The sequence below is a fragment of the Streptomyces sp. SCSIO 30461 genome, assembly GCF_037023745.1.
GTDB lineage: Bacteria > Actinomycetota > Actinomycetes > Streptomycetales > Streptomycetaceae > Streptomyces.
This window is the reverse complement of the sequence record NZ_CP146101.1, coordinates 4050454-4064985: the sequence shown is the minus strand read 5'-3', so window position 1 is coordinate 4064985 and position 14532 is coordinate 4050454. Positions and strand designations below refer to the sequence as shown.

Here is a 14532-nt window from a genome sequence, read left to right as displayed (position 1 = left end):
GGACACAATCGACGGCCTCGGTCAGTACCCTGACGCGGTCACAACTGACCCCTCCTTCTTGAGTGGGCGTTAAGTCCGTTTCTGGTAGCGGCCTCGTCCGGGCTGTGTGAGGAAGCCTTGGCGGGTGGGGCGTCCGAGGCGGCTGCGGGTGATGTTGACGGATGCCTCGTCGGTGGGCATGCCGAGGAGTTCGTGCAGCTCACGGGCTCGGAAGACCTGGCCGGGGTGCTGGTTGAAGGCGTTCACGATGGCCTGGTAGGCGGTGTTCGTCTCGGGCGGATCGGGGTCGCCTCCAGCGGGTGCGAGTTCGGCGATGACCTTGGCGGTGGTGGCCAGGTCCGCGAGTCGCGCTTCGGTCTCGGCCAGGGCGGCGGTCAAGTGCTGGATCTGGTTGCGTAGTTCACCGGCCCGGGCGGTGGTCTCGTCGTGCTGGGCCTGGAGGCCGGCCAGGAGCTCGATGACGTTCACGCGGCCAGCCCGAGGGTGTCGCGCCAGGCCGGAGACGGTGTGGTGAGGCGGCGGGTCATGTTCGCGATCGAGGCCCAGTAGACGCGTGAGGCGGAGGTGTCGGGCCGGTGGTCGTACTCACGGGCGAGGCGGCGGTGCAGCATCAACGTGCCGTTGACCTGCTCCACGATCCACCTTTTCGGTTGCGGGATGAAGCCTTTTCCCTGGTCAGCGGGGTTGCGGCGGGCGATCTCGACGTCGATGCCAGCCAGGGCGCCGTGGATGAGGACCTCGTCCTTGAAGCCCTGGTCCACCAGGGCCTTCTCCAGGCGGTTGCCGCACCGCTCGGCAGCCTGGTCGAGCAGGGCGGTGCCGGCGGCGTTGTCGTGGGCGGATGCGGCAAGCACGACGACGCCGATGACCAGCCCCAGGACGTCGACGGCCAGTCCCCGCTTGCGGCCCGACACCTTCTTGTGCGCGTCCAGTCCCGTCGTGGTTTTCGGGACACCGGCGGCCGCGCGGACAGACTGGGTGTCGATGATCACGAGGGACGGGTCCTCTAATCGGCGGGCTCTCTCCCTCACCTGGCAGCGCAGGAGTTCCTGGATGCGCTGGTCGAGGCCGTCCTGGCGCCACAGCGTGAAGTAGTAGAACACCGCCGACCAGGCCGGCAGGTCGTGGGGCAGGTAGCGCCACTGGCAGCCCGTCCGGTTCTGGTAGAAGATCGCGTTCACGACTTCCCGCAGGTCGCAGGCCCCGGGATCACCGGTCGCCGACCGGGTCACCCGGTCCTGCTTCCACGCCGTGATCATCGGCTGTCGGGTAGCGGGGACGCATTGCTGCGTCCCCGCCCCCTCAGAACCGTGCGTGCCCGCTTTCCAAGCACACGGCTCAAGCAAGCCCCAAGGGCGTTCGCGGTGATGCAAAAACTGCGGTCCTCCTGCGCGTTCTGGCCCGAAGGCTGCGTTGGCAGGAGGCGTGTACGAGACGTGTCTGCGGTCCGTCCGGCGCGCCATGCCGCCCGTGGTGAGTGAGGTAGCTGGCGGCTACCGCTCGGCGGACGGTGTTCAGCCACCAGCGCTCCCATTCGTGCGGGGATTGCGGTGGCTGATGGGTGGTGAGGATGTAGTCCCCGCAGAGTGGACATCGGCCTTCCTGCCTGGCGAGCAGGTTCAGGTTGTAGTTGTCCAGCGGGGGTTTGACCTTCCTCCGCCTTTTGGCCCAGTAATCACGTAGGTCGGGATCGTCAGGTGATGCCCTGCCAGTGACCAGTTGGTGCCGGACGATATTCGTCCAGGAGAACTTGACCACGTGATAAGTGCCGCCGCTTTCGCTGATACAGCTACGATCGCCGAACACCCAGTAGTCGTTCCTGAACTTGTTGAATTTGCCGTAGTAGCGGCGCACGATCCACTTCTTCGGCTTGTTGGGGTGCGAGCGTCTGGCCCACTTGTAGGTGAGCCGCCATACGTGAGAGTCCAGACTCGAGAAGATCCGGCTGGACACCACCCCGCGGTAGTAGGCCGCCCATCCACGAATAATCGGGTTGAGCTTGGCGATGACCGCCACCACGTTCGATCCACGAAGGTTCCGCATCTCGTCCGTGAGCCTCTTCCGTAACCGCATGACCGCCTTCTTGCTCGGCGTGATGATCAGCTTGGAGTCGTGAAAACGGCGGAGAGTGAACCCCAGGAAGTCGAAACCTTCGGAGAGACGCACAATGCGCGTCTTCTCCTCGTTGAAGGTCAGGCCCCTGGGTGCCAGCCACTCCGCAAGCTGCGCCTTGACCTGCTCGGCCTGCTGCCGGGAATGGCAGCAGGCGACCATGTCGTCGGCGTATCGCACCAGTACCGGAGCCCCTCGCACCGTCTCCCCGGCACTACGGCCAGTTGTCAGGTAACGGACTCCGCCAGCTTCCTCCAGCCCATGGAGCGCGACGTTCATCAGCAACGGACTGATCACACCGCCTTGAGGGGAACCCTCTTCGGTCGGCGTGAGCAGGCCGTTCTCGACCACTCCCGATTTCAGCCATCCCCGAATCATTTCCCTGGCGGGGAATGACCCGATTGCTTCCAGCAGTGGTTCGTGGCCGATCCTGTCGAACGCGGCGGACAAGTCGGCGTCCAGAATCCATAGCCTCCTGGCCCGGGAGCCATTCAGCGCGGAAAAGAGAGCGCCGATGGCGTCCGCGCAACTGCGGCCCGGTCGAAACCCGTAGGATCTCGGCTCGAACCGCGCTTCCCACTCGGGCTCCAACGCGTTGCGGACACGCGCCTGATGGCACCGGTCCATAATCACGGGGATACCAAGCGGCCTTTGCTTTCCATTGGCTTTCGGAATGTACACGCGCCGGACCGGCAGCGGATTCCAGGACGAGCGCGTGCGGTGCACACGCACCGCCACATTCATCCTGGCCTCGGGTGACAGGGCAGTCTCCCCGTCGATCCCGGCCGTCCGACGCCCCGCGTTGCGCTGGGTCACCTGCCGCACGCTGATCAGCGTGTTCGACCATGACCTCAGCATCAACTTCTGCAAGGACCGGACCACAGCCCAGTCCTGTTCCCGCGTCGCCTTGAAGATCCTCTGCCGCAGCCTCGCTACGTTGTCCTCGTGGTGACGCCACGCGACGTCCTCCCAGTCGGAAGCGTCCTTGGGTCCGTTCACCGTGGTGTCCAACTTGTCCCTCGGTTCGGGAGGCCCTCGGCCTCGGATTTCAAAGGCTCACCAGCCCACGTCAGCTCCCTTTCGGAACCGGTCGCCAGGACCGGCATCCGGCCGGTTCCCCGTGACAGCCGCCTGGAGGGGCGGCCACATGTCCCGAGTCCCGCTGCCTTTCGGCCGCCGGCATCCGCTTCTTGGGCTTCCTGTCCCGCCGAGGGGTTCCGCCCCTCTTACGATCGGCCTACCGAGCCGAAGGGCTCGGACCCCGACGGGGTTTCCACGTTCCGCGCATACGAGATACGGCCGGGGTGGGCGCCCCCTACACCCCGGGGCCAGCGGTGTTCCCACGGCCGGTAGATCGTCACCAGCCGCCGCTCGCCGCCTCCTCCAGCGGCCAGGCCCTGCACCCTGGTCCTCGTCCCGTCTCCCAAGGCTTGGGCTAACGAGGCATCATCGGGGGTTCACTTGCGTTCGCCCGTCCGGCCTTCCCCTCGCCCGGTTGCTCCCCCAGACGGAGCGGGGGCCCTTGAGCTTCTTCCCTGGGCTTCGCACCCTCACAGGCAGGACCTGCGAGCGCACGCCAGGGCGGGGACTGATCTCGAACACTGATCAGGAACTTCGCATCCGGTCTATAACCGGCCTCCAATCTGCGAGTTCACTCGTAATGCGCGACTTCGTGTCGCACGGATCAACGCCCACTGCTCGTCCGATAAGTCGCTGGGGTACGGCTTTCTCTCCATGACCCGCATCTCAGCATGAACATGCCCAGCAGGTGTCCGGCATGGCGATCAGTACCACGATCGAGCGATCACGAACCGAGGAAGATCGGACTTAACGTCCACTGAGAGCCTTGAGTGGCACCGTCGACCTGGCCCTGCTCCCGCTGCCAATCGTGTCGCAGCGCTTCTGTCCGTGCTGGGCGGTCCGCCTCGGCTAGCGGCCCACCTACGCGCCGTCCACGACGTCGCGCATCAGCTGGTCGACTGGGTAGAGGAACGCTATCCCGCCGTGGCGATCGACCGGGAGGCGGCGCTGTTCGGGGCTGCGACGCACGACATAGGCAAGACGGTGCATCTGGCCGAGCTCTCCGGGCCCGGGTCGGCGCATGAGGAGACCAAGCGGGCTCTGCTACTCGAACGCGGCATCAGCCCAGAGCTCGCCCGCTTCGCCGCGACTCACGCGTCGTGGACGCGATCGGACGTCGTTCTGGAGGACCTCCTAGTGAGCCTCGCCGACAAGATCTGGAAGAACAAGCGCGTTCCCGACCTGAAGGACCTCGTCGTGGTGTGGCTGGCCGAGGCCACCGGCCGGCGGGTGTGGGAGGAGTTCCTCGCGCTCGACGAGGTCCTCTCCCGCATCGGCGACGAGGCCGACGAACGCCTGGCGTTCCAGGCGTCCTTTCCGATCCACACCTGAGGACTTCGCCGCCACCCTGGGTGCCAGCCTGGAGCGGAACGCGGGTGAGGTCAGGCGGAAGCGCTGTCCCACCTCGGGAGACCTTCATCACGGCGTCGACGATCTCACGCCGCGTGGCGTCCTTGGCAAGATAGCCCGGCCGTACCCTCCCCGACGGCGCGGAACACCACGGCGTCCTCGGTGTGCGCGAAGAGGATGATCACCCGTACCGGCAGGTCGTCCGGGGCTACGGCATGCAGCACAGCCAGGCCGTCCAGCTTCAGTGGGGGCGATCGACCGGTTTCGCTTCCTTATCCTGTGGTCCGTATTATGGAAACCGTGAAGGTTGAGGAGCATGCACCAAAATCTCCACGATCGTGCTGCTGCGCGTCTGCTGCGACCCTCCGGTCGGTCGGGGAATACCAGCTCCATTAGGCCACTCGCTCTTCCACGTACACGACCGATTGGTTTCTCTGCCATGCATCACAGGCCACTTCACCGGAGAGTCACGGCGTCAGCGAGTTCCATGCGTGCCGTCGGAACGGAAAGGGAGGGTGAACCGCCGCTCGAAATATCCAGCGTGAGCGCCGACAAAAGATGCGTAGTCGAAGCGTGGGCTGCACGCGAGGGATGGATGCTCGGCGACACAGATGTGTCCGCCTATGCGGCCGCTGATCCCGAAGCGCTCCTCCTCGGATGCCTCGACGGGGTGCCGGCCGCGTCGGTCCTGGCCATTCGGCACGGGGAGGATTTCGGTTTCATTGGCCTGTACATCACCCGGGCTGATCTTCGGGGCAGGGGCTACGGCAGACGAATGTGGCGAGCCGCTGTTGCCAGGCTGGAAGGACGACTGTTCGGCCTGGACGCTGTGCCCGAACAGCAGGAGGCATACATGCGTCTGGGCCTGCGTCCCTTTTGGTGGAACGTTCAGTTCTCCGGGATTCCGCAGCCTGCGAGAATTACACTCACGAGTGTCGAATTGGTCGCCGCCACAGCACTCCCTTTCGACGTAGTGGCTGCGTATGATCGAGAATATTTCCCGGTCACGCGGAATGCCTTCCTGGCTGAATGGATTGACATGCCCGGTGTGCAGAGTCTCGCTGCCCTCCATGAGGGCCGCATTGTCGGATTCGGGACATCTCGACCCTCTCACGGAACATGCTCACGGGTCGGCCCACTTTACGCTGACTCGTCCGAGATTGCTTCGGTCTTGTTGCGAAGCCTGGCTACGATGGCTCCGAACCGCGCGGTCGCAATCGATGCGCCCGAATCCAACCCATTGGCCAAGGCGACCATGGAGCAGCTCGGCTTGAAGCCTCGTGGCCGCACGGTACGGATGTACAACGGCACACCACCAACGGTGCGGCTCTCGGGAATTTACGGCACGACAAGCCTCGAGGCCGGTTGACCAGCTCGTAGGTCAAGCGGCGGGAAATTCACGCCACTCACCCCAGCTTCAAAGGAGTGGTTCGCATGCACGGCCGAAGAGACACACCGGTCCGCGTGGCGGTACTGCACAGAGGTGGTGGCTCCGCCGAGCTCGCCGAGATCGAACAGGCAGCTAGGGATGTCTGCCAACCTGTGATGTTCTTCGACCGATCGGTCGTAACGGAGGATTCCGCACTGGTCCGAGAGGCGGAGGCACTGTTCCCGGTCCGCATCTTTGATCTCCCTAAACTCATCGAATGCGTCAGGGAGGCGGAGGTAGAGGGCGTTACCACCTTCCACGACTGGGAGGTGCAAAACGTTGCCGCCGTGGCGTCGGCTCTCCGGCTACCGGGCCTCTCGACGGGGCCAGGTCCATGGGACAAGCTCACCCAGCGGACGCGCCTTGCTGCTGTCGGGCTGACGAAGGTCACGGCGGTGTCCGTCGACTCCCCGCAGACGTTCGCCGAGGCACTGGACAGGGTTCACCTGCCTGCCGTCCTGAAGCCACGACGTGGCGTGGGCGGCTCGGGTATCGCGTTCGTGGACAGCGAATCCGACGCCGACTACCAACTAGGGCACCGCACCAAGTGGTCCGACCTGCTTCTGGAAAGCAGACTTCCCCCATTCGAGCATCCGCGAACAGAGTGGCTCGCGGACTACGTCTCCGTCGAGATGGCCAGCACCCAAGACGACCATGTTCCAGTCGCGATCTTCGACAAGGCGCCCGTCTCCGTCCATCGGCACACCGGGCCGGATGCGTCCGACGCCGTCAGCGTCACCGGCGATCTGACCCCGACGATGCTGCCGCACATCGTTCGAATGCGCGTCCTCGATTACGTTCGGAAGGTACTCGACGCACTCCGTGTGCGGTGGTGCGTTACCCACACCGAGGTCAAACTCCTGCCGGATGCAGTCGATCTCATCGAGGTGAATGGGCGCGTCGGCGGCCATCTGCCCAGGTTGCTCGGGGTTCTTGGGGGGCCGAACCTCCTCACGATCGCAATGAACCTGGCACTGGCGCAGGAGCCTGAGATCCCCCCACTCGCCGACGGAGCGACTCAGGGGTATGCCATGGGACTGTTCCCGGCCTTCGGGGAAAGGACGGGAACCGTGCACTCAGCTGTTTCACGTGACCAGCTGGAACGGTACCCCTGTGTCATCCAGGTAGACGAGGTCGCCGAGCACGGGGCGCCACGTAGGGCCAGCGGATACCGGGTCGCGAACGTCGTCCTGCGCGCCGGTGAAGAGGAAGAACTCACCCTGGCCGTCACTGCGATCGCGTCGGGGATCGCCACACTCTTCAGTGCCGACGGACTTGATGAGGACCCGTGGTTCGAGAACTTCCGCTCAAAGAATCGTTGACGGTGGTGGGTGAGAAGCCGGATCTCAACCGATCATCGAACAGGTTTCCCGCCGGGGTGATCTTCCCGTTGTGCGCGCATGAAGACAGGGCCTCTCGGTAGCTCGGGGATGCGAATCTGACCGAGCAGCGCCGGGAGGCCCTAGGTGACTGGTGTTAAGCGGGTCGTCCTGGGCGTGCGGTGTCGCCGTTGGGGGTGTCAGGGTCGTGGTTGCTGGCTGGTGGTCGGGCGGCGTGTGGGTGGTTCGTGGCCGTCGTGGGGGCTGTTGAGGGCTTGGCACGGCCGCGTGCGGGTCGTTTGCATGGTCCAGGGCGCCCTCGGGACGGTCAGCCGGCGGCGACCGCCCACTTGTCACTGCCTGTGGACATGATTCCGAGCACGCCGAGCCGCGCGACGTTGACGGCGGCGGCCAGCAAGGAGAAGTCGGCGGCGATCTTGGCCCGGCCCCGCACCCGGGCGCGGCGTCCGCCGTGTCGCCGCCGCATCAGGTGGGCGATCTTGCGTTCGACCTTGGGGCGGGTGGCCCGGTAGGCGGCCAGCCAGACGGGGTCCGCACTGCGAGCCCGGCCCCGGGCCAGGTGTTCGGGCCTTGACCCCGCGGAGTGGACACCTGTTCGTGTTGTTATGCAGCGAGTGTCAGGGTAGCTGACTGCTGTTCGTAGACGTTCGGTGCCTTTTGTTCGTTCGCCGAGTGCCGTCGCCGGGTGTTGTAGCGGGTGGTCCAGCGGAAGACCGTCAGGCGGCAGTCGTGGGCTCCGTCGAAGCGGCGGGCGCCACGGAGCGTCTCGCGTTTGAGGGCGGCGTTGAACGACTCGGCGAGTGCGTTGTCCGCGCTCGTACCGATCGCGCCCATGGACTGCCGCACTCCCAACTCTGTGCAGAAATGGGCGAATTCGCGGGACGTGTACTGGGCTCCGTGATCGCTGTGGAAGACGGCGCCGGCCAGGCTGCCGCGGGTCGCTTCGGCGGCCCGGAGTGCGTCGGTGACGAGCGAGGTGCGCATGTGGTCGGCGAGCGACCAGCCCACCAGGCGGCGTGAGAAGCAGTCGATCACCGTCGCCAGATACAGGAACTCGCCGTCGCCCACCGGCAGGTAGGTGATGTCCCCGACGTACTTGGTGTTCGGCGCACTCGCGGTGAAGTCACGCCCCAGCAGGTCCGGCACTCGGGTGGCGGACGGCTCGGGCACCGTGGTGACCTGCCGCTTGCGCAGCCGCAGCCCGGCGATGCCGAACTTCCGCATGACCCGTCCGACGCGCTTGTGGTTCACCGGCTCGCCTTCGTCTCGGAGCTCGGCGGTGATGCGGGGGCGGCCGTAGGTGCCGTCCCATTCGGTGTGCACGGCCCTGATCCGCATCGCGAGCGCGGTATCGGCCCGCTCACGCGCGGCACGGGCCTGGCGGCCCGCCCGCCACTTGTAGAAGCTGGAGCGGGCGACCTCCAGCACGTGACACAACCGCTTCACGCTCCAGGCGCGGTGGTGGTCCTCGATGAACTGGAAGCGGCTGGTCACCAGGTCATCTCTTGTGCGAAAAACTTCGTCGCCTTGCGGAGAATGTCCCGTTCGGTGGCGAGTTTCTGCATCTCCTTGCGGGCTGCCGCCAGCTCCCGGCGCAGGGCCTCGTTCTCGGCCTGAAGCTCCTCGGCCGTCGGCGGGGAATCCACCGTGCTCTTCTCCGTGCTCGTCGTGCTGCCCCCGCCGCGGCGGGCCCGTTCGGCCCGCACCCAGTTACGCAGCGTCTCGCGGCTGATCCCCAGATCTTTGCCGATGCCCTCGAAGGTGTGGCTCGGGTCCGACAGGTACAGCGCGACAGCGTCCGCCTTGAACTCGGGCGAGTAGACCTTCATCACCATAAAAGATGCCTCCTACCCGGCCCCTGGCGGGGCCGGGCTCAGAGGTGTCCACCACTCGGGGACAGGTCCCTTCTTCGTGAGGGCCGATGGTGATGACGCGTCCGTTCCTGGCGGTAGTGCACTGCGCCGCAAGGGGGCAGGCGGCGCAGGCGGTCTTGAAGCAGGCCGTCCCACCGCCATCAGACTTCGGGCGGATCGCGGCGGTCACCTGGTTCGGGCAGGTGACCTGCCCTGCCTCCAGATCGATGGTGAAGGCGTCCTTGGAGAACCGCCCACCGGGCGCGTTGGCCGCCTGCACCTTGACCATCACCCGGGCGCCCGCGTCGTCCAGCTCGGCCAGCAGCGGCCCGGTCCCGTAAGCGGCGTCGCCGTAGACTTCGGCCCGCGCCTGGTCTGCCTGCTCGGCGGCAGGTGGTTGGAGAACGTCGGCGAGCAGGTCGGCGGCGGGCTCGGCATCGCCGGCGTTGCCCGCCGTGACCTCGGTCGCGGTGATGACCTCGCTGTCGGGTTCCTCGGCCACATGACCCTTGTAACCGTCGAAGGACCGGCGGACGGTCTTGTGGCCGTGCCGGGCCTCGGGATCAACCGTGGAGATGACCCGGTCCGCGGCCACCTTGCGGGCGATCTTGAAGACGCCCCCGTCCTGCTCCAGGTCCTGGCCCAGCACGGTGGCCAGCAACCGCGCGGCCTGGCCCACATCCCCGGGCACGGCCCGGCCGTCCAGCACGGTCAGCAGCGCGAACCCGTCACGGGCCCGCGAATCGATGAGGGCTTCCCGCTCGGCCGCGTCCGTCCAGTCGATGACCGGCTTGTCCGTGCTGGTGTAGGCGTCCCCGCTGGAGATCACCGCCCGCAGCTCGGCCCGCAGCACGTGATCGGCCGCCCGCAGCAGGCCGCGGATGGCCGAACGGATCAGCGTGATGGTGTCCTGCGTGGCCACCGCGTCATAGATCGGTGCCGAGTCCAGCACCCTCCTGCGGCCGACCAGTCCGGCCTGTGCAGCAACCTCTACCGTCCGCTCGAAGATCCGGTTCGGCCGGGCGGAAGCGGCAAGCCTCGCCCGCATGTCGACCAGCACGGTGTGCACGAACCCCGGATGGTCGAAGTCCAGCCCGCCGGCGGCGTACTTCCAGCGCACATCGAACGCGAACCGCTCGACCGCCTCGCGATCGGACAAACCCTCCAGACGCTGCAGGACCATCACGACCGCCACGATCATCGGCGGCACCGACCTGCGGCCGTCCTCGGCGAACAGATCGGCGAACATCTCATCGGGGAACAACGCCCGGCACTCGCGGTGCAGCACCGCGTAGATCGAGTTCGGCGCCAGCCGACCCTCGCAGAAACCCACTGTGGAGGAGAGCAACCCCGGCTGCATCGGAGTCCGGCCCACTGCCATCGCTCAACCTCTCCCCACACCCAGCGACCAACACCCCGCAGCCTGACACAGGACGAAGACCCAGCGCGAGCTCACACGATTAACACCAGTCACCTAGTGTCCTGAGTCGGTAGTTCATTGGTGGTTGTAGGGTTGGGGGATGCCGGGCCCGAAGCCGTTGTCGTTGGAGTTGTCCGAGCGCGAACGCCGCGTACTGCGAGGCTGGTTGCGTAAGCGGACCGCGGGGCAGGCTCTGGTGCTGCGCGCGAAGATCGTGCTGGCGTGCGCCGAGGGCCGCCCGAACGCGCAGGTCGCGCAGGAGCTCGGCATCTCGCGGGAGACAGTGCGCAAGTGGCGGTCCCGGTTCGCCGCCGACCGTCTTGAGGGGCTGGTCGATGCTCCGTGTTCCGGAGCCCCGCGCAGGATCACCGACGAGCAGGTCGAATCCCTGGTCGCCCGCACCCTCGACCAGGCGCCTCCATCGGGGGATTCGCACTGGTCGACGCGGTCGATGGCCCAGGCTGCAGGCATGTCGCAGTCGGCGGTCTCCCGGATCTGGCGGGCGTTCGGCCTCAAGCCGCACATCGTGCAGACCTGGAAGCTGTCCACCGACCCGCAGTTCGTGACCAAGGTCCGTGACGTGGTCGGCATCTACCTGTCCCCGCCAGAGAACGCCCTGGTCCTGGCGGTGGACGAGAAGTCGCAGATCGTGTGCCACGAACGCTGAAGGAGGCGTTGAGGTAGCTGCTTCTGGAAGCGGTGCTGTGTGAGAGATGGAGGTAGGTCCTCCGGGGTCGCCCTGCAGGGGGAGATCCCAAACCACCGCAGGCTGCGCCGGTTAAGTGCCGGGGTGGTGAGCGCTGCGGCAAAAGGCGCGACAGCGATCGCGTCAGGTATGGGTCAGAAAGGCGAGCGTGAGCGAACCGCTGATGACGTGTCGTAAATTTTCTCAGTGGCGTCGAAACCGGGGCATGATCTGGGCTCTGGGACAAGTCCGGGGGGAGCCTGCTGACTGCCCGGATGGCGTCCGGCATGGAGGCGGCGCGAGTCTGGCCCGGGCTCTTGCATGGAACGTGGGAACCTGTCGCCCCGATACTGCCGCCGGCCCGTTGGGCCGGAGGCGAGAGGGAGAACCCCAAGCGGACAAAACCGCGAGGAGTCGAGTACCGATGCGGGGCACGGGGGCGGACCGTCTCGTAGTAGCGATGAGGCCCGGTAATGCGGGCGGAGCGAAGGGGACGGATCGTCCGGATCTGCTTGGTGGCCAACCGGAGTGCCCGGGATGAACCAGACGAGCGGATCGAAGTCGTTCGAGATCTCGAAACACCTGGTGCTCGAGGCGTACTTGAGGGTCAAGGCCAACAAGGGCGCGGCGGGCGTCGACGGCGAGTCGATCGAGCAGTTCGAGGCTGACCTGCGGGGCAACCTCTACAAGCTGTGGAATCGCATGTCATCGGGCTGCTACTTCCCGCCGCCGGTACGGATGGTGGAGATCGACAAGCCGGGAGGACGCGGGGTCAGGGTCCTCGGCGTGCCGACGGTCGCGGACAGAATCGCGCAGACGGTGGTGGCGATGGTGCTGGAGCCGCTGGTGGAGCCTGTGTTCCACCCGGATTCCTATGGCTATCGACCCCGGCGTAGCGCACTGGACGCGGTCGAGGCGTGCCGGGAACGGTGCTGGAGAACGGACTGGGTGATCGATATGGACATCCGGGGCTTCTTCGACAACCTCGATCATGATCTCGTCCTCAAGGCGGTCGCCCACCACACCGACCAGCGGTGGGTCCTGCTGTATGTGGAGCGGTGGCTGAAGGCCCCGCTCCAGCGGCCGGACGGCAGCCTGCTCGCCCGGGACCGCGGCAGCCCGCAGGGCTCAGCGGTCTCACCCGTGTTGTCCAACCTGTTCATGCACTACGCGTTCGATGCCTGGATGGCCCGGGAGCACCCGGGCATCCAGTTCGAGCGGTACTGCGATGACGTGGTGGTCCACTGCCGCAACGAGGTCCAGGCGCATCGGGTGCGTCAGGCCATCGCCGAGCGGCTGGCCGAATGCGGGGGTCTGGAGCTGCATCCCCAGAAGACCCGCATTGTGTACTGCAAGGACAGGAACAGGCGTGGCTCAGCTGAGCACACCTCGTTCACGTTCCTGGGGTACGGGTTTCGCGTGCGCAGGCTCCGGACGAAGCGCGGGGAATACTTCTTCGGCTTCAATCCGGGGGTCAGTGACGAGGCCGCCAAGCTGATCCGGGTGCAGATCCGCCGTTGGCGGCTGCACTTGCGCAGTGACACGACCCTGGAGCAGCTCGCCCGGGAGATCAACCCGGTCGTGCGGGGCTGGATCAACTACTTCGGCCGGTTCCATCCGACCGCGTTGCGTTCCAGCCTCAACCCTGAACAGTCAGCGGAATTCGATGATCTGACGGCCCGGTAGCAGAAAAGGTGCCCTGAACTGCGAGGATGCGACTGTCGAGGAAGCATCGGGTGCAGGAGTCAGGACACCTTTCTGGTGAGCGAGCGTACAGGGTGGGACCGGGGCCTGGTCGTGAGGGCTGACGGGAAAGGTTTGGTCGGGCATGCCGGGGTGGTGTTGCTGCGGCGCCTTGCGGACCGGTCGGGGCTGACCGGGGCCCTGTCCGGGGTGTTCCCGACCGGCGGTCCGGGCTGGCGGGACCGGGCAGTGGTCCTCGTCCACCTGGCGATATCGATCGCGCTCGGCGCCCGCAGTGTGGCCGAGGCCGGACAGCTCGCCTGGCACCATGAGCGGGTGATGGGCCCGGGCGTCTCGGACTCCACGGTGCACCGCACCCTGAACCTGTGTGACGCCGACCGGATCGCGGCGATCAACCGGGCCCGGGCGCGGATCCGCCGTACGGTGTGGTCGTGGCTGGCGCTGCGGCCCGGCGGATTTCCCTGGCTGACCATCGCCGGGAAACGCCTGCACCACTGGGTGATCGTCGATATGGACGCAACGATCATCACGGCCGCCTCGAAGAAAGAGGGCGCGGCGGCGACCTGGAAGAAGAGCTTCGGGTTTCATCCTCTGGCCGCGTGGTGCGCGAACACCGGCGAGTGTCTGGCGATGCTGCTGCGGAGCGGCAACGCGGGCTCGAACACGGTCGCCGACCACAAGGCGGTGCTCGCCGATGCGCTCGCCCAGATCCCGGGCTCCTCGCGCGCGAAGATCCTCGTGCGGGTCGACGGGGCCGGCGCGACCCACGGCCTGCACGAACATCTCCTCGGCTTGAACACGCGTCGGCGCACGGTCCGCTTCACCACCGGCTGGACCATCACCGAGGCCGACGAGCAGGCCATCGCGAAACTGCCCGAGGCAGCGTGGGAGGCATCCCTCAACCAGGACGGCAGCGTCCAGGAGGGCTACTTCGTCGCCGAGTTGAGCGGACTGAACGGACGCGAGGGCTGGAGCCGGGGCCTGCGGCTGATCGTCCGCCGGGTCAGACCCTCCAGCCGCCACCTGGCGAACCTGACCGACTTCGAGAAGAAGACCGGCTGGAAGTACTCGGTCATCGCCACGAACATCAACAAGATGACCCGGGTCGTCGGCTCCCACCAGATCCAGTGGCTGGACGCCGTGCACCGCCACCATGCCGTGGTCGAAGACCGCGTGCGCACGAACAAGGCCATGGGCTTGCACAACCTGCCCTCGAAATCCTGGCAGAACAACACGAGTTGGATGCTGACCGCGAACCTCGCGGCCGACCTCGACGCCTGGCTCCGTCTCCTGGCCCTCCACGACCAGGACGGCCTCGCCGACGCCGAACCCGACACCATGCGCTTTCGGATCTACCACCTGCCCGCCCGCCTCGCCCACCACGCCCGCCGCCGGCACCTCCGCCTCCCTGCCGACTGGCCCTGGGCCAGGGCATTCGCCACGGCCTGGCGGCGTCTGACCGAGCTTTCCGCCGTCACCTGACGCGCGGACCCCGCCCCGACGAAGACCAGGAAGGAGAGACCGGCACCACCACCGGGACCGTGGAACCCGGCGCAGCC

The 14532-nt window shown here is 66.5% G+C and carries 13 protein-coding genes; 6 read left to right on the top strand and 7 right to left on the bottom strand.

What is annotated here, in order from left to right; genetic code table 11:
- Positions 1-69: 69 nt before the first annotated feature.
- From V1460_RS17970 to ltrA (V1460_RS17960), 3 genes are all read right to left on the bottom strand, one after another.
- Positions 70-468, bottom strand: coding sequence for a hypothetical protein (locus V1460_RS17970; protein ID WP_338674675.1), 399 nt, complete (start codon positions 466-468; stop codon positions 70-72).
- Positions 465-1259, bottom strand: a complete 795-nt coding sequence (locus V1460_RS17965; RefSeq protein ID WP_338674674.1) for an IS5 family transposase — start codon at positions 1257-1259, stop codon at positions 465-467. The genes V1460_RS17970 and V1460_RS17965 overlap by 4 nt, the downstream gene beginning before the upstream one ends.
- Positions 1260-1338: 79 nt before the next feature.
- Positions 1339-3123, bottom strand: a complete 1785-nt coding sequence (gene ltrA, locus V1460_RS17960) for a group II intron reverse transcriptase/maturase (protein ID WP_338674673.1) — start codon at positions 3121-3123, stop codon at positions 1339-1341.
- 993 nt (positions 3124-4116) lie between these two features.
- On the opposite strand from ltrA (V1460_RS17960), the gene V1460_RS17955 reads away from it, so the two are divergent.
- Complete coding sequence (locus V1460_RS17955; protein ID WP_338674672.1) at positions 4117-4524, top strand: phosphohydrolase; 408 nt, start codon at positions 4117-4119, stop codon at positions 4522-4524.
- 104 nt (positions 4525-4628) lie between these two features.
- Here V1460_RS17955 and V1460_RS17950 read toward each other — a convergent pair whose 3' ends face one another.
- Entirely contained in the window at positions 4629-4766 is a 138-nt protein-coding gene (locus V1460_RS17950) for a hypothetical protein (protein WP_338674671.1), read from the bottom strand.
- Between the two features lie 371 nt (positions 4767-5137).
- Between V1460_RS17950 and V1460_RS17945 the strand changes: the two genes are divergently transcribed.
- Both V1460_RS17945 and V1460_RS17940 read left to right on the top strand, forming a co-directional pair.
- Positions 5138-5911, top strand: coding sequence for a GNAT family N-acetyltransferase (locus V1460_RS17945; RefSeq protein WP_338674670.1), 774 nt, complete (start codon positions 5138-5140; stop codon positions 5909-5911).
- Between the two features lie 95 nt (positions 5912-6006).
- Positions 6007-7293: an ATP-grasp domain-containing protein gene (locus V1460_RS17940; protein WP_338674669.1), complete on the top strand. Its 1287-nt coding sequence runs from the start codon at positions 6007-6009 to the stop codon at positions 7291-7293.
- 325 nt (positions 7294-7618) lie between these two features.
- Here the strand turns inward: V1460_RS17940 and V1460_RS17935 are convergent, their stop codons facing one another.
- From V1460_RS17935 to V1460_RS17925, 3 genes are all read right to left on the bottom strand, one after another.
- Positions 7619-7870: a transposase gene (locus V1460_RS17935; protein ID WP_338678086.1), complete on the bottom strand. Its 252-nt coding sequence runs from the start codon at positions 7868-7870 to the stop codon at positions 7619-7621.
- 44 nt (positions 7871-7914) lie between these two features.
- Positions 7915-9140, bottom strand: a protein-coding gene (locus V1460_RS17930) for an IS3 family transposase (protein WP_338678085.1) whose coding sequence is annotated in 2 segments (ribosomal slippage) — positions 7915-8828 and positions 8828-9140 — 1227 coding nt in all. Because the reading frame shifts where the segments join, the coding sequence is not laid out codon by codon here.
- Positions 9022-10545: a transposase gene (locus tag V1460_RS17925; protein WP_338674668.1), complete on the bottom strand. Its 1524-nt coding sequence runs from the start codon at positions 10543-10545 to the stop codon at positions 9022-9024. The genes V1460_RS17930 and V1460_RS17925 overlap by 119 nt, the downstream gene beginning before the upstream one ends.
- A 139-nt stretch (positions 10546-10684) precedes the next feature.
- On the opposite strand from V1460_RS17925, the gene V1460_RS17920 reads away from it, so the two are divergent.
- The 3 genes from V1460_RS17920 (at position 10685) to V1460_RS17910 (ending at position 14455) form a co-directional block, all read left to right on the top strand.
- The gene (locus tag V1460_RS17920) at positions 10685-11251 is read left to right on the top strand and encodes an IS630 family transposase (RefSeq protein ID WP_338674667.1); all 567 of its coding nucleotides are present in this window, start codon (positions 10685-10687) and stop codon (positions 11249-11251) included.
- 555 nt (positions 11252-11806) lie between these two features.
- Positions 11807-12955, top strand: a complete 1149-nt coding sequence (gene ltrA, locus V1460_RS17915; RefSeq protein WP_338674666.1) for a group II intron reverse transcriptase/maturase — start codon at positions 11807-11809, stop codon at positions 12953-12955.
- 75 nt (positions 12956-13030) lie between these two features.
- Entirely contained in the window at positions 13031-14455 is a 1425-nt protein-coding gene (locus V1460_RS17910; protein WP_338672180.1) for an IS1380 family transposase, read from the top strand.
- The last annotated feature ends 77 nt before the right edge of the window (positions 14456-14532 follow it).